Genomic DNA, 17062 nt, shown 5'->3' on the forward strand with positions numbered 1-17062 from the left:
AAGCGTGAGGGCCCCAGGCAGCGGCCCGCGGGCGGGCCGCTGCCTGGGAGCTTGGGGGTGTTACGCCCGCGGCTTCTCGCGCATTTCGTACGTCTGGATGATGTCCTCGGCCTGCAGGTCGTTGAACGATCCCAAACCAATACCACACTCGAAGTCGGTGCGGACTTCGGTTGCGTCATCCTTGAAGCGCTTGAGCGAGTCAACGGTGAGGTTCTCACCGATGATCTTCCCGGCGCGGAGAACACGTGCCTTGGAGTTACGACGGATGGTTCCGGAGCGAACGATGGAACCGGCGATGTTGCCGTGCTTGGAGGAACGGAATACTTCGCGGATTTCCGCGGTACCCAGCTCGGCTTCCTCGTACTCAGGCTTGAGCATGCCCTTGAGAGCCAGCTCAATGTCATCGATGGCGCCGTAGATGACCGAGTAGAAGCGCATGTCAACGCCTTCACGGTCAGCCAGTTCGGCAACACGCTCAGCAGGCTTGACGTTGAAGCCGATGATGATGGCGTTGTCCACTGTTGCCAGGTTGACGTCGTTCTGCGTGATGGCACCCACACCGCGGTGGATGACGCGCAGCTGCACGCCCTCGCCAACATCGATCTTGAGCAACGAGTCTTCCAGGGCCTCAACGGCACCGGACACGTCACCCTTGAGGATGAGGTTAAGGGTGTCAACCTTGCCGTCAGCGACGGCCTGGTCGAAGTCTTCCAGGCTGATGCGCTTGCGACGCTTGGCCAGTGCGGCGTTGCGGTCCGCAGCTTCACGCTTTTCAGCGATCTGGCGGGCGGTGCGCTCGTCGCCTGTAACGAAGAACGTGTCACCTGCACGGGGAACGTTGGACAGACCCAGCACCTGGACAGGACGCGAGGGTCCGGCCTCGGTGATGACGTCACCGTTCTCGTCGAACATGGCACGAACACGGCCATGGGCGGTGCCCGCAACGATGGTATCACCAACGTGCAAGGTACCTGACTGCACCAGAACGGTGGCCACGGAACCGCGACCCTTGTCCAGGTTCGCCTCAATGGCAATACCGCGGGCATCCTTGTTCGGGTTGGCGCGCATGTCCAAGGCAGCATCAGCCGTCAACAGCACAGCTTCGAGGAGTTCCTCGATGTTGATGCCGTTGCGTGCGGATACGTCCACGAACATGGTGTCGCCACCGTATTCTTCGGGAACCAAACCGTACTCGGTCAGCTGGCCACGGATCTTCTCCGGGTTTGCTGAATCCTTATCGATCTTGTTCACAGCAACCACGATGGGCACATTTGCTGCCTGGGCGTGGTTGAGCGCCTCAATGGTCTGCGGCATGACACCGTCATCAGCGGCAACAACCAAGATGGCAATGTCGGTGACCTTGGCACCACGGGCACGCATGGCGGTAAACGCCTCGTGGCCGGGGGTGTCAATGAAGGTGATGCGGCGTTCGTTGCCCTCGTGCTCGTGCACGATCTGGTAGGCACCGATGTGCTGGGTGATTCCACCGTGCTCGTCGGCAACAACGTCCGACTTGCGGATGGCATCCAGCAGGCGGGTCTTACCATGGTCAACGTGACCCATGACGGTGACGACCGGCGGGCGGACCTCGAGGTCGTCGTCGCCTTCTGCTTCGAGTTCGGCATCGAAGTCGATATCGAAACTGCTCAGCAGTTCGCGCTCTTCGTCTTCAGGGGAAACAACCTGGACCTTGTAGCCAAGCTCCTCACCCAACAGGCCGAAGGTGTCTTCGTCCAGGGACTGCGTGGCAGTTGCCATTTCGCCCAGGTGGAAGAGCACAGTCACGAGTGCTGCCGGGTTCGCCTCAATCTTGTCGGCGAAGTCCGTGATGGAGGAACCGCGACGCAGGCGGATAACAGTGCTGCCGTCTCCACGGGGTACGCTCACGCCGCCCAGTGAAGGAGCACTCATCTGCTCAAGTTCCTGGCGCTTTGCACGCTTGGACTTGCGCTGCTTGCCACGGCCTGCGCCGCCCTTGCCGAATGCACCCTGGGTGCCACCGCGACCGCGGCCACCCTTGCCGAAGCCACCACCGGCGGGAGCTCCACCAGGTGCGCCACCGGGGGTCGCGCCGGGAGCACCCGGACGTCCACGGCCCGGAGCACCGGGACGGTCAGTTCCGCGGCCGGGCGCAGCGGGGCGCTCGGTGCGGTTGGGCATCATGCCCGGAGTGGGACGGGGACCGCCGGGACGCGGGGCACCCGGACGGGGGCCGCCTGCACCGGGGGCACCGGCGGGACGAGGGGCACCCGGACGGGGACCACCTGCACCGGCTGCGGGACGCGGACCACCGGGACGGGGACCTGCGGCGCCTGCTTCGGCGTTACGCGGGGCACCCGGACGGGGCATGCCCTGTGAGGTTGCGAACGGGTTGTTTCCGGGGCGCGGAGCACCGCCACCCGGGGCGCCGGCACCAGCCGGACGGGGCGCACGGTTGTCGTTGCGTCCCTCGTTGCGGTCCGGGCGGTTGCCTGAGCGCGGCATGCCCTGCGACGTTGCGAAGGGGTTGTTTCCGGGGCGCGGGGCGCCCGGCGTTGCAGCCTTGGGTGCGGCCGCCTTGGGTGCGGCGGCCGAAGCTGCCTCAACCGGGGCTGCCGGTGCAGGCGCTGCCTCAACGGGGGCGGCAGGCGCAGCAGGAGCTGGGGCAGCCTTCGCGCCGGGCTTTGCAGCCGGAGCCTTCGGGCCGGGAACCGCAGCACTCCCAGCGGTTGGAGCCGCTGCCTTAGGTGTTGTTTCCGCTGGTGCGGCAGCCTTGGGGGCGGCCGGGGCAGCTGCCGCAGGCTTGGGTTCGCCAGCCTTCGGGGCTGTCACGGGGAATGCGTCGCGAAGCTTCTTCACGACGGGGGCCTCAATGGTGGAGGATGCCGAACGAACGAATTCGCCCAGTTCCTGAAGTTTGCTTACTGCTTCTTTCGAGGTGATGCCGAGCTCTTTTGCAAGCTCGTGTACGCGGGCCTTGGCCACATTACTCCTGTCTCGGCCCGCACCGGACAGGTACGAACCGTTTAATTCTTACTGCAACATTCCACGTCGGAATGGGCGGTATGAGAGAGCACAAAGATGCTCATTTTTGGGCACTCATCGCTGGGTACTCATCGGGTTTCCATCGGTTTTCTGACCCGCTTTCACAAAAGGGACAATTAGGTTCGTAGATCTTGGACTGCCAATGGCGGCAGCCCGTCCTTCGCAAACGCTTCAACGTCACCCACATCGGTGACCCCCGGAAGGGCCCTGCCAATGGCGCGGCGTTTGATCGCAAGCTTCCAGCATTCCTCACCGGCGTGCAGCCATGCACCCCTGCCAGGCATACGACGTCGAACATCAACCAACGCCACCGTCTCACCGGAGCTGTTGGTTGACCTCACCAGCCGCACAAGCTGAAACCGTTCCCCAACCTTCCTGCACCCAATGCATGTCCGCATTGCTTCGTTGGTGTCTGCAGCTTCGCTGTGCGCTGCCACTGCTTTCTTTACCAACTGTGCCGTGCCTTCAGGTCTTGGGATGTCAGGGCAGTTTTGGGCCCGGTTGTTTATATTCTACCGCGCCCCGTGACCGCAGACCTAAACAGCCGCGGCGTCGGAGACGATGTCAATGCGCCAGCCGGTGAGCTTGGCGGCGAGGCGGGCGTTCTGCCCTTCCTTGCCAATGGCCAAAGACAGCTGGTAATCGGGGACAACGACCTTGGCGGAGCGCAAAGCCTCATCGAGGATGGTGACTGAAATCACCTTCGACGGCGAGAGGGAATTGGCGATAAATGTGGCCGGATCCTCGTCGAAATCAACGATGTCAATCTTCTCGTCGTTGAGCTCGGTCATGACGGCACGAACACGCGAGCCCATCTCACCAATGCAGGAGCCCTTGGCGTTGACGCCGAGCTTGTTGGCCTGGACGGCAATCTTGCTGCGGTGGCCGGCTTCGCGGGCCAGGGCAACGATCTCGACCGTGCCGTCGGCAATCTCGGGAACTTCCATTTCGAAGAGCTTGCGCACGAGGCCCGGGTGGGAGCGTGAAAGCGTGATGGAAGGGCCCTTCGTGCCGCGGCGCACATCCACCACGAACGTGCGGATGCGGGTTCCGTGGCGGTAGTCCTCGCCGGGCACCTGCTCGTTCGGAGGCAGTACACCCTCGACGGCGCCGAGGTTGACCTGGATCATGTTCGGGTTGTTGCCCTGCTGGATCTGGCCGGAGACGAGCTCGCCTTCCTTGCCGCGGAACTCGCCCACAACGGCGTCGTCCTCAACGTCGCGCAGGCGCTGCAGGATGATCTGGCGCGCGGTGCTGGCAGCAATGCGGCCAAAGCCCCTGGGCGTGTCCTCGAATTCACCGACGGGCTCGCCGTCGTCGTCGAGCTCGGCAGCCCAGATGGTGACGTGGCCGGTCTTGCGGTCAAGCTCGGCACGGGCCATCTCGTAGGCGCCGGGGGACTTGTGGTAGGCCATCAGCAGGGCCTGCTCAATGGTGGGAATGAGCAGGTCCAGCGGGATCTCCCGTTGGCGCTCCAACTCACGTAGTGCGCTCATATCTATGTCCATAGTCAGCTTCCCTCTCCATCGACAGCGTCGCCGCCGGTCGGTTCAAATTCCAAATCGAGCTCCGCCTCGTCCAGGCGGGCAAATTCAAGTTCAACAACACCACGGCGGATGACCGTAAATAAGATCTTTTCGGGTTCGCCCTGCTTGGGCTTCATGCCCTTTTTTACGGGCAGTTCGGGCTTGAAGAGCACACCGTCATCGTCCACGGCCAGGATCCTGCCCATGAAGTTTTCCCGGTCGGAGACGTTGACCTTCGCCATGCGCCCCAGTGCCCGGCGCCAGTGGCGGGGTTCGGTCAGGGGCCGGGTGGCCCCGGGTGAGGAGATTTCCAAGGTGTAGACGCTGCCGTCGTCGTTGGGATCTGCATCCATGGCGTCCGAAAGCTCACGGGAGATCACGGAAATCGCATCGAGGCCCACTCCCCCTGACGCGTCTTCGGGCAGGTCAACAACGACGGAGACTGTCCGTTGCGAGCCGTCGAAATGTACTTTGACTTCCTCAAGGTACAGGTTCGCGGCGGCAACCGTGGGGGCCAGAAAAGCATGGAGTCTTTGCGCTTCCGCCGCCGCATCCAATGCAGACGGTGCTTTCCCTGAGCGTGCGGCCACTTTCGGCCTATCCGGCTTCGTCATAAAACGCACGCCTCCCTATTGATGTTGTTGTAGATATACATGCTACCGAGTTTCCGGCAGCTGCGCTGAACGGATTGGGTGTGACTATGGACGCACTGCCGCCCCAATTCTGCGGATCCGACGCCGCCGGCGTGCACCGGTTTGGGCTCTCATGAGATGATCAACAGTTGTGACCAATCCCGATTCCCAGGCCCGGCCCGACGCTTCGCTTCCCGCCGCCACAGGCAACAAGGCAGGCAGGAAGCCGCGCAGGGGGCCCCGTCGCGCCACTGCCCCTGCAGGTGCCCCCGCGAAGGCCGCCGCAGTTGCGCCTGCCCTGCTGGTTGTTGGCACGGATGGCCAGCTTGTGCCCACCGAGGCGCCTGACCCCGCGGACTCCCCCGTCACGCACGACGCCGGCCAGTCGCCCGCCGCCGCACCGGAACCTGGTGCCGGGGCCCAGCCGCGCGACGAAACCCCTGCGGAACCTGCTTCGACGCAGGAAGATGCAGGCGATGGCGGGCGAGCATCTGCAGCCGGCGAGGAGCAGGTTCCCCTGTCCCGTCGCGAAAGGCGGCTTGCCGAACAAAACGGGACGGCCGACGTGGAGGTTGGAGCAGGTGCCCCGGATGTGAAAAACGGTGTGCGCGCAACGCCGTCCGTCGAACCCCCACAGCCCCAAACGAACGCCGGGAACAAGGCGCCGCGCAGGAAGCGGAGCCGCTTCACGGCCTTCATCAGGGGCCTGTTCTTCATGCTTGTCATTTCGGCCGTGGTTGTCGCGATGGGCACCGTGTTCTCAGGCACCAAGGAAGCATCTGTCGGTCCGTCACAGACGGAGCAGCACCGCGCGGCCGCGCGGGAAAGGACAACAGCACTGTTGAGCCAGGCCACCGCCTTGCACAATTCCACCAGCTCACCGGCCGTGAAGGAGATTCTGGGCAGGGCAGTCAAGGACCTTGCCATCCAGGCTGAGTCCTTGGGTGACGGGCTCCCGCCGAGCACGTCCCCGGCGACTGCCGCACCGACCCCTGCGGCGACGGTGGCAGGCTTCATGGCTGCGCTGGGAGCCAGCGGCAACGAACTGCTCAAGAACGCCCTGACCGCGGACAAGGCCATGGGGAGGGTCTTCGCGGCGGTGGGCACGAACCAAGTGTTGCGGGCACAGGCCCTGGGCACCACCGTGGGCAGCACGCCTCCGGCGCCGGCATTGCCCCCCACCCGGGTTGATTTCCCGGCCCCGGGCGGCCCCACGTGCACATCCACCCTTGAGCCGCGACCCGGTGTCACGATCGATTCTGCGCTGCGTGCCGCCGCCATCGGCGAGCAGAAGGCCATCTACGCCTACCAGGTGGCTGCGACGCGACTGGCCGAACCCCAGTTCAGCAAGTCCGCCGCACTGCTGGCCCGCCACCAGGGCAAGCTGGAGGTGCTCAACGGTGAACTTCTGGTGCGGTGCCTGCCGGTGGCGAAACCCGTCGCAGGGTTTGCCTTGGACGCATCGTTCACGGCAACACCCGGGAAGGCTTTGGCCGGGCTGGAAAGGGACCTCGCCGCCATTTACGCCGACCTGGCCGCGCTCAGCCCCGCCGCCCCCGTCGAGGAAACGGCATCCCCTTCCACAACGGGCGGCAAGGCACCGGCGGCTACCAGCTTGCTGCGTGAAATCTCCGTCACCTGGCTACTGGACTCAACCCAGGCACAGGAGCACTGGGGTGGGCCGGCCGGCGCCCTCGCCGGCATGCCCGCCGGCTAAACAGGCCCCGGGGTGAGGAAAGGCATGCCTCAGCGAGCACATCCTTGCCTTGCTGGCGCCAACAACACGCCGATGATTGGCTTGGATCATGAAGCGAGCAGAAGACCTGACCATTCCCCGTGAACTCCCCAAGACCGGGGAAATCGCCCAGCGGCTGAACTGGCTGCGGGCCGGAGTCCTGGGCGCCAATGACGGAATCGTCTCCGTTGCCGCCGTCGTGGTTGGCGTTGCCGGAGCCACATCGGGCAACGGAGCCATCCTGACGGCAGGGGTGGCCGCACTTATCGGGGGCGCCATCTCCATGGCACTGGGCGAATACGTTTCGGTCAGCAGCCAGCGCGACAGCCAAAAGGCCATGATCGCCGCCAAGGAGGGCGATCTCGCTCGCGCCCCGCAGGAAAACCTGGCCCACCTCGCCACGGCCTATGAACGCAAGGGCCTCTCCCCCTCGACCGCCGCCCTTGTGGCCCGCGAATTGACCGGGCATGACGCGCTCGGCGCCCACTTGTCGGCCGAGCTCAACCTTGACGTGGACGACGTCGTCAGCCCCTGGCATGCTGCCTTCGCATCGGCCATTGCCTTCACGCTCGGCGCCATCCTGCCGCTGCTGGCCATCCTGCTGCCACCGGAGGGCGTCAGGGTCCCCGTCACGTTCGTGACAGTCCTGCTGGCACTGGGCATCACCGGCTGGACCGCAGCCCGGATTGGCGGCGGTTCCCGCGCCACGGCCGCGGCACGTGTGGTGTTCGGCGGCGCCCTGGCCCTGGCCGCAACCTTCGCGATCGGGCGCCTGCTGGGGTCCAGCGGACTCGTCGGCTAATTGCCGCAGGCTAAGCTCGTTGGTGTGCCCGTAAGAGTCGAAATTCCCGAACCGCTGCGCCTGCGCCACCGCCAAACCGTTGAGGGACGCGCGTGGCTGAGCCGTCTGCCGGGCTTCATCAGGGCGGCCCTGGCGCAATGGCAGCTGAGCGTCGACCTTCCCAACGGGGCACTGCCGTGGCACGGGCACACCGGGGTTGTTGTCCCGGTCCTGACCCGCAAAGGCGTGCCCGCAGCCTTGAAGGTGGCCTTCCCCCACGAGGAAGCCCTGCTTGAGCCCGTCGCGCTCCGCCTATGGGAGGGACACGGTGCGGTGCGGGTCCTTCAAAGCGATGAATCCATCGGAGCCATGCTCATGGACAGGCTGGAGGAACACCGCTCCCTGCTTGAACTTCCCATGGAGGAAGCCATCGCCATCTGGGGAGCACTTGTGAAGGACCTGAGCATCCGCCCCGACGGTCGGCCACAATGGCGGGAGATCCCCCACATTGCGGCGACCGCCGAACAGTACTGCGACGAACTTCCCCAACGCTGGTCCGAGCTGTCGGAACCGTTTCCGCGCTGGCTGCTCGAGGCCGCGCTTGAGGTCTGCCAAACCCGGGGTGCCGTGGCTCGCCGCAGCAGCAATGACGTCCTTGTCCACACAGACCTGCACTACCTGAACGTCCTGGCGAAGCCCGGCTCAAGCCAGTACCTGGCCATTGACCCGCAGGCCCAGGTCGGTGACGCGGAATTTTCGGTCGCACCGTGCCTGTGGAACCGGCTCCGGGACCTGCCGACGTCGGCCCCGGAAGCCGGGCTCCGCCGTCGTGCGTCATCGCTGGCGCAGGCTGCCGGGCTCGACGAGGGGCTTACCGCGGGCTGGTCGGTGGTCAGGGAGGTCGAAAACGCACTTTGCTACCTGGAGGAACCCGGACATGGCGGCGACGCCCAGCGGTCCCTGTGGGTGGCAAGCACCATGGCGGGGAAGACGCTTCCAGGGCTCCCCGGCGTACAAGGTCTGAAGCTGCTGTACTAGTTAGCCCAGCAGGACGTTTTCATTCCAGACGTCGATTCCGAGCTTGATGATCAGCACCGTGACGACGACCAGGAAAACGATGCGGATGAACTTGCTGCCTTGCTTTACGGCCGTGCGGGCGCCGAGATAGCCGCCGGCCATGTTCGCTCCGCCCACAATCAGTCCCACGCCCCACAGCAGCGAGCCGTGGGGAAGGAAGAACATGAGGGCACCGGCGTTCGTCGCAAGATTGACAATTTTCGCCTTCGCGCTGGCCTCAAGGAACGCGTAGCCCATGAGGGTGACCATCGCGATGATCAGGAATGAGCCGGTGCCGGGGCCGATGAGGCCGTCGTAGAAGCCGATCACCGCGCCAATGCACCCAGCGACGACGTAGTGCTTGCGGCCGCTGTGGCGAAGGGCCGTCAGCTCGCCGATGTTTGGCTTGAGCGCTGTGAACAGCAGCACGGCAACCAGGGCCGCAACGATGATCGGCTTGAAAACCGAACCGGGCAGGCTCGCCGCAACAACCGCCCCGCAGACACTGCCCACCAGTGCCACACCGGCCATGGGCAGGGCCGTGCGCAGGTCTGGTTTCACCCGCCTGTAATAGGTGATCGAACTCGTGGCGGTGCCGAAAATCGAGCCCATCTTATTGGTGGCAAGGGCCTGCACGGGCGTGATTCCGGGGATCATGAGCATGACAGGGAGCTGGATAAGGCCGCCGCCGCCCACGACGGCGTCGACCCAGCCGGCGGCGAAGCCCGCCACAATGATCAGCAGGATCGTCGCCGTCGTGATGTTTTCAAGGCCGGAAATCATGCATTCCCCTCATAAATGGCAACTGACCCGCAGAAAACTGCGAAAAAGGCGTGGATTTCCCACGGTTTTCGCTGTTTTCTGCGGGTCAGATGAAGTGGCTACTGGTTCTCGAGGATGTACTGCACGGCCTCGGCAACGGGAACGTTCTCGGCAACGCCGGTGGCACGATTCTTGATCTCCACGACGCCGTCGACAAGTCCGCGGCCAACGGCCAGGATGGTCGGGACGCCGATGAGCTCGGCATCGCCGAACTTCACGCCGGGGGAAACCTTGGGGCGGTCGTCGTAAATGACGTCCAGGCCCGCAGCTTCAAGGTCGGCCGTGAGCTGCGCCGCCGCGTCGAAGATTTCATCGCCGCGGCCAACGGCCACCACATGAACGTCGGCCGGAGCCACGTTGGCGGGCCAGATCAGGCCCTTGTCGTCGTGGTTGGACTCGGCCAAGGCTGCAACGGCGCGGGTGACGCCAATGCCGTAGGAGCCCATCGTGACAACGCTCAGCTTGCCGTTCTTGTCCAGGACCTTCAGTCCCAGTGCTTCGGCGTACTTGGTGCCCAGGGCAAAGATGTGCCCCATTTCGATGCCGCGGGCGGTTTCCAGGGGGCCGGATCCGTCGGGGGCGGGGTCGCCTTCGCGAACTTCAACGGCCTCGATAGTGCCATCCCAGGCGAAGTCGCGGCCAGCCACGAGGCCGAACACGTGCTTGCCTGCCTCGTTAGCCCCGGTGATCCAGGTGGTGCCGGAGACGACGCGCGGGTCAACCAGGTACAGCAGTTTGGTGGTGCTTTCGGCGCCGAGCACGGCGGCGTCAAGGCTCAGGCCCGGGCCGATGTAGCCCTTGACGAGCCCTGCGATCTTCTTCAGGTCAGCTTCACCGGCTGCTTCCACGCCAACTTCACCGCCGACCTCGAGGTGGGCACCAATGTTGGCTTCGATGCGCTTGAGGTCCACGGCGCGGTCCCCGGGAACGCCGATGACGACGATCCGGCGTTCGCCTGTGGGCAGGTCGATGGCCAGCACGACGTTCTTCAAGGTGTCGGCCGCGGTCCAGGCCCCTTCGGCGCGGGGCGCGAGCTCGTTGGCTGCCTCAACCAGGGTGTCGATGGTGGGTGTATCGGGGGTGTCGCGGACGATCGCGGCGGGCGCGTTGGTGAAGTCGATGTCCTCCGGAACAACGGTGGTGACGGCTTCGACGTTGGCAGCGTATCCGCCGGCCGAACGCACAAAGGTGTCCTCACCAATGGCCACGGGGTGCAGGAACTCTTCGCTCTTGGAGCCACCCATGGCACCGGCGGTGGCTGCCACGGGGATGATTTCCAGGCCCAGGCGCTCGAAAATGCGCAGGTAGGCGGCGCGGTGGGCCAGGTAACTGGCGTCCAGGCCGGCCTCGTCGACGTCGAAGGAGTAGGAGTCCTTCATGATGAACTCGCGCCCGCGCAGCAGGCCGGCGCGGGGACGTGCCTCGTCGCGGTACTTGTTCTGGATCTGGTACAGGCTCAGGGGCAGGTCCTTGTAGGAGGAGTACAGGTCCTTGACCAGCAGCGTGAACATTTCCTCGTGGGTGGGGGCCAGCAGGTAGTCCGCGCCCTTGCGGTCCTGCAGGCGGAAAATGCCGTCGCCGTATTCGAGCCAGCGGTTGGTCAGCTCGTAGGGTTCCTTGGGCAGCAGGGCCGGGAAGTGGACTTCCTGAGCGCCGAACGCGTCCATCTCTTCACGCACAATGGCTTCGACCTTGCGCAGCACGCGCAGGCCCAGCGGGAGCCAGGTGTAGATGCCCGGGGCCGCCCGGCGGATGTAACCCGCGCGCAGCAGCAGTTTGTGGCTGTCCACTTCGGCGTCGACGGGATCTTCACGCAGGGTACGTAAAAAGAGGGTGGAAAGGCGAAGTGCCACGCGTAATTTTCCATTTCTTGAAGTTGATGGGTGCAGTCGTGGATACAGACGTGCTGGTACCAATCTACCGGTTCAGGCAGTGGCTGTGGCACACGCAGCCCGCGGAAGGACTGCGAACCCGGCCCGGCGCCCGCAGGTAGCCAGCCGCCCGGCTCCTGCCCGCGGGGCCCGTGGGATCCACTGTCACAACAGCAATGCAGGGCTGGAGATCTTCCCGGGGTCGATCAATCTGGCCAAGATAAGAGCAACTCCGGCGACCCCCACGAACAGTCCTGTACTGCCAGCAGCCCTGACACCACCTGGCCAGGCAAGGGGGTCCTCATCGAGGCCGGCGACGGCGGCCGCGGCAAATTCGCGTGCTGCGGCGAGGTGGGGCACCACCTTCCACAGGTCATGGGCAAGCGTGAGTGCCTCAAGTGCCCCGCCGATTCCATGGCACAACGTCAGCCCTGTAGGTGGGATGCTGCCGCTGCCGAGCACACGCGTCAGGTCGGAGCCACAGGCCACGACGGCGGCCTCAGCCTCGGCCCTGAGGATGTTTACGGGCAGCCCCAAGGATGCTGGGAGCCCCAGGAGCCGCAGCCGTACCACTGCGATTCCTGCGGCGCCATGGCACCACAGCGCAGGGTATGAGGGCGGCTCAGTCCTCAGGTCCGGCCATCCACCCAGGAGTGGATCGAACCAGGCTGATTCCCAGCGAAGCGCTTCCACCGCGAGCTCCACGGCCTGGGGCGCACAGGGCGGATAGGCTGCGGCCGCCTCGGCCAGAGCCAGGGCAATCCCACTGTTGCCATGGGCCAAACCGCAGAGGGGCCTTCCATCGGGACCTTCGGATTCCGGCCAGCAAACACCCATCGGGGTCTTGTAGGCGTTTGCCTGGAGGAGGTCGACTGCATCGATGGTGGCCTGACCGCAGCGCCCCATGCGCACCTGGGCCAGCAACAGGCCCGCAAGGCCATTGGAGAGGTCCGCTCCCGCGAAGGATGTTGGGACAGGCAGCCCTTGTGATGGCTGTCCCGCCCGGTACTGTGCAAGCGCAATGCCGGCCTGCCCGGCCAGCAATCCGGCCTGCCCGGCCAGCAATCCCGCGTGGCCGGCGTCGCCCACATTGCGCGCGGCACCTGTGGCGAGATCTGCCAGATCCTCTCTCTCTGTTGCGTTGGCGAGAGTCGCAAGGGCCCACGCCATCCCGGCATCACCGTCGTAGAGGCTGGCCCGTCCACCCAGCATCCGTCGGGGTCCGCCGTCTACGTCAAGGTCCCAACTGAGCCACCCGGCCCGGTCGTCGGACCTTACGGCAGTGGCACAGAGCGCGTCCAAACATCGATCCAGCGCGTCCCGGAGCAGGGGCAGCGGCTCGTGCTCAGCCATTGGCTCTCCCGCACAAATGTGGGGCAGCGGGATCCAGCCCGGCTGCCACAAATTCCTGCCGGAGGATGCCAAGAAATGCTTCGGTGCCGCCGTTGGATGCACGCAGGAGCGCCGTCGCCACGAGAGAGCACCGGCTTTCGCCGAAGCTGCGTCCGTCACCGGGATCCTGCGCCCAAGAAACCCCTGGGGCGAGCGTCTCTGTCAGCGCGGGCCCAGGTTCCTTGCGCACCCGGTCCCTGGCGGCCGCCACGATGTCCTCGAAAGCAGCCGTTGACCTCAGATACAGCACGACGGCGTCGGGCCGGGCAAGGCTCCCGGCCTGCGTGGCCACCTTGATCATCCACGGCACTGCGTGCGTCTGGAGGGTCACAGTCAGGGCAGCCATCAGGACCGGCAGTTCCACAAGCTTCGGGCCAATGTACACGCGGGTGACTCCTTCCGGCGCCGACCGTGGATCCCAGCCACAACCCCATGTACGCCACCATCCTTCGGAGACGACGGCGCCGGAGCGAGGGACCGCCACGATGGAGTCCCCCCGTTGCGGCGGCAGGCCCATGTGTTCGCTGGCGTCCTGATGTGTGTAACCACCGCGGAGCAGGGCCCGCGCACGGCCGTCAGCGCCCCGTGCGAGGACGATTCCACTGGCGCCCTGCCGCAGGACGAGGGCCGGTTGCCACCCCAGCACTTCAGATTGGGCGACGCGCAACATGCCTTCCAGGGGAGGCCATGCCGGGTCAAGGCCGGTTTCCGTACCCGTTGCGGCATACCACCGGGTGTAGAGGTAGGTGGCGAGGTCCTGGCCTTTTGCGGCAGGCGACTCCGCCAGTACTTTCGCTTCACCCAGAGTCCGCGCGTGGATGGCGGGGAACCCGTGCATTTTCATCGCCTGCCATGGGTGGACACGAATGAGGCGGCATGCTTCCGCGCAGCCTCGAGATGCCCGGGCGCATCGACGAAGGAGTCGCCCTGCTCCGTGGTGAGCACAGCCACCTGCCACGCTGTCTGGACTGCGCGGACGGTGAGCATTGCATCATCGAGCCGGGCCGGACCGCCCTGCCGCCAATACTCGGTAAGGAATGCCGTTCCGGTGTTGCCGAGTCCACCCAGTGTCGACACGGCGGTCGCAAGATCCCAGTCAGGGGCGCCCAACCCGGCGCCTTCCAGATCCACAAGTGTGGCCCGTCCTTGATCGATGATGATGTTGTTCGCCGAAACGTCCCCATGGATCCAGGCTGTCCTCGTCCACCTTGACGATGCATGCTCGAGTGCAGCCCGCACGTCCGGCTCCCGTGTGAGGTCCAAGACTGCCGCACACGCGGAGTCCGGCGGACTCCCGGCCATTGATGGCGGGAGTTCATCGGGGCGCAGCGCCCACGGTTCAGGTGCACGGGGCAGTCCGGAAAGCGTCCCGGCCGCGGGCCAGGAGTGGAGCTCCACCAGCGATTGTGCCAACCCGCTGCAGGCGGCATCGAATTCGGCACCGCCGCTGAGAAGCTCGGCGAGCGGTCTGCCCGGCACCGCCTTCACCCAGAGGGCCCCCGGATCGTCAATGGACAATACCTGCGGGAGGCAGCCCACCCCTGCGAGTTCCGTGAGCACCGCACGTTCGTTGAATACGACGTCGTCCCCGTCAAGCATCGATGACTGCCCCCGCTGCTTCACATAGGCGAAGGGAACCCCGTGGCGCTCAACCCTGTAAACAACGTTGCTCCGTGACTGCGGGTACACGGCAATGGCACCGTCGAGCACTTCACTGGCCGCAAGCAAGCCTGCCGCAATGCCGCGGGCGACCAGCTCGGGGACTGTCACGGTGCTCAGTTTTCGCCTTCTTCTTCGATGGCTACGATTTCCTCGAGGGCCGCGAGGTAGCCGGCGACGAAGGAAGGATCCGCGTCGAAGGGGCCCGTGTCGTATTGGGAACCCATCCACGTCGGGTCGCCGTATCCGAGATTCGCTCCGTTGTTCATGCCTTCGCCGGGATGTGGCCCAGGGCACCCACCCCGGGTCACGATATTGCAGACCGGCGTGCGGGTCACGATATTACAGACCGGCGTGCGGGTCACGATATTACAGACCGGCGTGCGGGTCACGATCTCGCAGATCACGGGACGGGTCAGCGTGCACACCGCGGTGCGCGTTTGGATGAAGCATGTGGTGGGCCGCGTCAGATCACAGATTTGAATCCGGGTGTTCAGGCATGAAATGAGCGGCCTGGTAACCACGATGACCGGACGCACCAGGATGTCTACCCCGAGCTCGTTGAGGACTCCAGCAATTGGATTGGCGAAGGTGGTGGAGCCGTCTGACGAACCGGCGAACAACAGCGCGACAACGTTGCGGTTCATGTCCATCACCGTGGACCCGGAATCGCCGTGGTCGGAGAATCGGGCGGACTGTGATGTGTCCGTTGAAATACGAATCTGATGCCGCAACGTCCGGGTGCCAATGCCATCGCCGTAGTCGATGCTGATGGTGGCATCCGCGGATGCGACGTTGCCGAATGTATGTTCCGTTGTCCGTCCACGCTTCTGGACAGCCATGCCGGCCGTCGCTGTCGAGGTGCCCGCAACATCCCCGATACCCTCCACCGTGTAGTCCCACGCCTTGGCGGAATCAACTGTGACAACGGCACCGTCGGTGTTTTCAGTCAATTGGGCCCTCGTCAGCGCGCCGAATTCCTGGGTGGCCGGGTTCCCTCCATCCACGCGGCCGGGCTGAACCATTCGGTCGCCCACGTTCCAGCCGCTGTTGATGGCGGCAACGTGAAAATTGGTCAACGCCATGGTGGCGCCACTGGCCCGGTCACGCACCATGGCACCCAAGGTTCCGACAAACACATAATTCCCGGCCGTCGGCACGTCCGGCGGCGTCATGTACACGCTGCGTGATGGGCCCATGCCAATGCCACCGTGCAATGTTGTGTAGGTCCCGGCATCGATCTGCAGCTCGCCCTCCAGCCTTCCCATGGCCGCTTGCAGCTCGATGACCAGCTCCTGGACATCCGTCTTGACGCCATCAACCATGGGCGGAACCAGATCTTTGGCGGACAGTGCAGACTTCTTCTTCTTCGCCTTGACGTAGACGAGAATGCTCATCTCACCGGTGGGCTTTCCACCGCTGATCTTCTCGCCGATATCGACGCCAACGACGCCAGGAACGCTGAGGATCTGATCCTCGGCCGACTCCTTGACAGGTCGGATCGCCGCTATCTGCCGGTTTTCGGTTCCATCGGACATCATGAGCTCCTACTCCTCCAAGCCACTGGAGAATGGTTTGGATCTCCCGCCCCTAAAAGTGCATCCCCCGGGGCATTGCATTTCTGCCACGAATCAATGATGATGCGCTTAGCTACATCATTCACGGCAGGAATTCGCCTCGCCTAGTAGAAATGCGACGCACCCCGTGAAGCAGGGGAAGGGGGATGGACCAATGCGTTCAGTGCAATCTGCACAGGCATCACCGGCGCTTCGCCCGTTCGTGCGTGCCTTCGCCCAGCGCACCCTGACAGACACCTTTCAGGCGCAACCCATGCCGGCATTCCTGGAGACTGTCCTCCACTTCGACTTCAACGACGTCTTGACGATTCAATCAGCTGACGGAAGCTGCGAGGCGGGCAGTCCCATGTCGCTGGTGGGACCACACACCCACACCTGCACCAGCCTGCTGTTCCAGGGCACCATCGATTCGTTCGCGATCTTCCTCGAACCAACCGCACTGTGGCCGCTGTTCCGTGTGCCAATCAGCACCATCGTGGACACCTTTTACGATTCGACGGACGTCCTCGGGGCTTCCCTTTCGACGCTGTGGAACGTCTTGGCCGAAACAACCAATTTCCTTGACAGAATACGCATCAGCGAGACGTTCCTTCTGCGGCAGCTGGCCTTGGAAAGGGGTGCGGCCACCATCGCCACCACTGCGGGATCCTTGCTGACGCGCCGGGCAGGGCGCATCACGATCGTGGATTTGGCGTCGCATGTGAATGTCAGTGTGCGGGAGCTGGAGAGGTTGTTCATCCAGGACATGGGAATCACACCCAAGAGGTTCGCCCGGGTGGCCCGCTTCCAGGCAGCGCTGGATGCCAAGGTTGGATCTCCGGATAAATCATGGCTTGATATCGCTGTGAACGCCGGTTACCACGACCAGATGCACCTGATCCACGAGTTCGAATCTTTCTGCGGCTTCTCGCCCACGCTGACCATGGGCCGGCTCGGCGATTCACGCCCGCAGGCCCTTGCCTCGTCCCATGATTAGGCTCGCGTCCG

At 64.6% G+C, this 17062-nt stretch carries 14 protein-coding genes; 4 read left to right on the forward strand and 10 right to left on the reverse strand.

From position 1 onward, the window contains the following. Positions 1-60: 60 nt before the first annotated feature. The 4 genes from infB to rimP form a co-directional block, all read right to left on the reverse strand. Complete coding sequence (gene infB, locus AAGW05_RS07250; RefSeq protein ID WP_411803824.1) at positions 61-2964, reverse strand: translation initiation factor IF-2; 2904 nt, start codon at positions 2962-2964, stop codon at positions 61-63. A 176-nt stretch (positions 2965-3140) separates the two neighbouring features. Next, the gene (locus AAGW05_RS07255) at positions 3141-3422 is read right to left on the reverse strand and encodes a YlxR family protein (protein WP_411803942.1); all 282 of its coding nucleotides are present in this window, start codon (positions 3420-3422) and stop codon (positions 3141-3143) included. A 138-nt stretch (positions 3423-3560) separates the two neighbouring features. Next, positions 3561-4532 carry a transcription termination factor NusA gene (nusA, locus tag AAGW05_RS07260; RefSeq protein ID WP_411803825.1) on the reverse strand — a complete coding sequence of 324 codons (972 nt, stop codon included), beginning with the start codon at positions 4530-4532 and terminating at the stop codon, positions 3561-3563. A gap of 2 nt (positions 4533-4534) precedes the next feature. Continuing rightward, on the reverse strand, positions 4535-5164 hold the full coding sequence (gene rimP, locus AAGW05_RS07265) for a ribosome maturation factor RimP (RefSeq protein ID WP_411803826.1): 630 nt from the start codon (positions 5162-5164) through the stop codon (positions 4535-4537). 169 nt (positions 5165-5333) lie between these two features. Between rimP and AAGW05_RS07270 the strand changes: the two genes are divergently transcribed. The 3 genes from AAGW05_RS07270 (at position 5334) to AAGW05_RS07280 (ending at position 8736) form a co-directional block, all read left to right on the forward strand. Further along, entirely contained in the window at positions 5334-6899 is a 1566-nt protein-coding gene (locus tag AAGW05_RS07270; RefSeq protein ID WP_411803827.1) for a DUF4439 domain-containing protein, read from the forward strand. Positions 6900-6987: 88 nt separating this feature from the next. Next, positions 6988-7719: a VIT family protein gene (locus AAGW05_RS07275; protein ID WP_411803828.1), complete on the forward strand. Its 732-nt coding sequence runs from the start codon at positions 6988-6990 to the stop codon at positions 7717-7719. Positions 7720-7743: 24 nt separating this feature from the next. Then, positions 7744-8736 carry an aminoglycoside phosphotransferase family protein gene (locus tag AAGW05_RS07280; RefSeq protein WP_411803829.1) on the forward strand — a complete coding sequence of 331 codons (993 nt, stop codon included), beginning with the start codon at positions 7744-7746 and terminating at the stop codon, positions 8734-8736. Here AAGW05_RS07280 and AAGW05_RS07285 read toward each other — a convergent pair whose 3' ends face one another. The 6 genes from AAGW05_RS07285 to AAGW05_RS07310 all read right to left on the reverse strand — a co-directional run bounded on the left by AAGW05_RS07285 (position 8737) and on the right by AAGW05_RS07310 (position 16036). Further along, on the reverse strand, positions 8737-9537 hold the full coding sequence (locus AAGW05_RS07285) for a sulfite exporter TauE/SafE family protein (RefSeq protein WP_411803830.1): 801 nt from the start codon (positions 9535-9537) through the stop codon (positions 8737-8739). Positions 9538-9635: 98 nt separating this feature from the next. Next, complete coding sequence (locus tag AAGW05_RS07290; RefSeq protein WP_411803831.1) at positions 9636-11429, reverse strand: proline--tRNA ligase; 1794 nt, start codon at positions 11427-11429, stop codon at positions 9636-9638. Positions 11430-11612: 183 nt separating this feature from the next. Beyond that, entirely contained in the window at positions 11613-12800 is a 1188-nt protein-coding gene (locus AAGW05_RS07295) for a lanthionine synthetase LanC family protein (RefSeq protein ID WP_411803832.1), read from the reverse strand. Then, positions 12793-13677, reverse strand: a complete 885-nt coding sequence (locus tag AAGW05_RS07300) for a T3SS effector HopA1 family protein (RefSeq protein ID WP_411803833.1) — start codon at positions 13675-13677, stop codon at positions 12793-12795. The genes AAGW05_RS07295 and AAGW05_RS07300 overlap by 8 nt, the downstream gene beginning before the upstream one ends. A 2-nt stretch (positions 13678-13679) precedes the next feature. After that, entirely contained in the window at positions 13680-14609 is a 930-nt protein-coding gene (locus tag AAGW05_RS07305; protein ID WP_411803834.1) for a phosphotransferase family protein, read from the reverse strand. Positions 14610-14614: 5 nt separating this feature from the next. Next, on the reverse strand, positions 14615-16036 hold the full coding sequence (locus tag AAGW05_RS07310) for a hypothetical protein (RefSeq protein ID WP_411803835.1): 1422 nt from the start codon (positions 16034-16036) through the stop codon (positions 14615-14617). A gap of 193 nt (positions 16037-16229) precedes the next feature. On the opposite strand from AAGW05_RS07310, the gene AAGW05_RS07315 reads away from it, so the two are divergent. Continuing rightward, on the forward strand, positions 16230-17051 hold the full coding sequence (locus AAGW05_RS07315; protein WP_411803836.1) for a helix-turn-helix domain-containing protein: 822 nt from the start codon (positions 16230-16232) through the stop codon (positions 17049-17051). Positions 17052-17062 lie beyond the last annotated feature (11 nt).

The sequence above is a fragment of the Arthrobacter sp. LAPM80 genome, from assembly GCF_046736435.1.
Classification (GTDB): Bacteria; Actinomycetota; Actinomycetes; order Actinomycetales; family Micrococcaceae; genus Specibacter.

Excerpts from the sequence above, each read along its gene's own strand:
- AAGW05_RS07315 (WP_411803836.1), top strand. The coding sequence starts at position 16,230 with ATGCGTTCAGTGCAATCTGCACAGGCATCACCGGCGCTTCGCCCGTTC.
- nusA (WP_411803825.1), bottom strand. The coding sequence starts at position 4,532 with ATGGACATAGATATGAGCGCACTACGTGAGTTGGAGCGCCAACGGGAG.
- rimP (WP_411803826.1), bottom strand. The coding sequence starts at position 5,164 with ATGACGAAGCCGGATAGGCCGAAAGTGGCCGCACGCTCAGGGAAAGCA.
- AAGW05_RS07310 (WP_411803835.1), bottom strand. The coding sequence starts at position 16,036 with ATGTCCGATGGAACCGAAAACCGGCAGATAGCGGCGATCCGACCTGTC.
- AAGW05_RS07300 (WP_411803833.1), bottom strand. The coding sequence starts at position 13,677 with ATGCACGGGTTCCCCGCCATCCACGCGCGGACTCTGGGTGAAGCGAAA.
- AAGW05_RS07275 (WP_411803828.1), top strand. The coding sequence starts at position 6,988 with ATGAAGCGAGCAGAAGACCTGACCATTCCCCGTGAACTCCCCAAGACC.
- AAGW05_RS07285 (WP_411803830.1), bottom strand. The coding sequence starts at position 9,537 with ATGATTTCCGGCCTTGAAAACATCACGACGGCGACGATCCTGCTGATC.
- AAGW05_RS07255 (WP_411803942.1), bottom strand. The coding sequence starts at position 3,422 with ATGCGGACATGCATTGGGTGCAGGAAGGTTGGGGAACGGTTTCAGCTT.
- AAGW05_RS07295 (WP_411803832.1), bottom strand. The coding sequence starts at position 12,800 with ATGGCTGAGCACGAGCCGCTGCCCCTGCTCCGGGACGCGCTGGATCGA.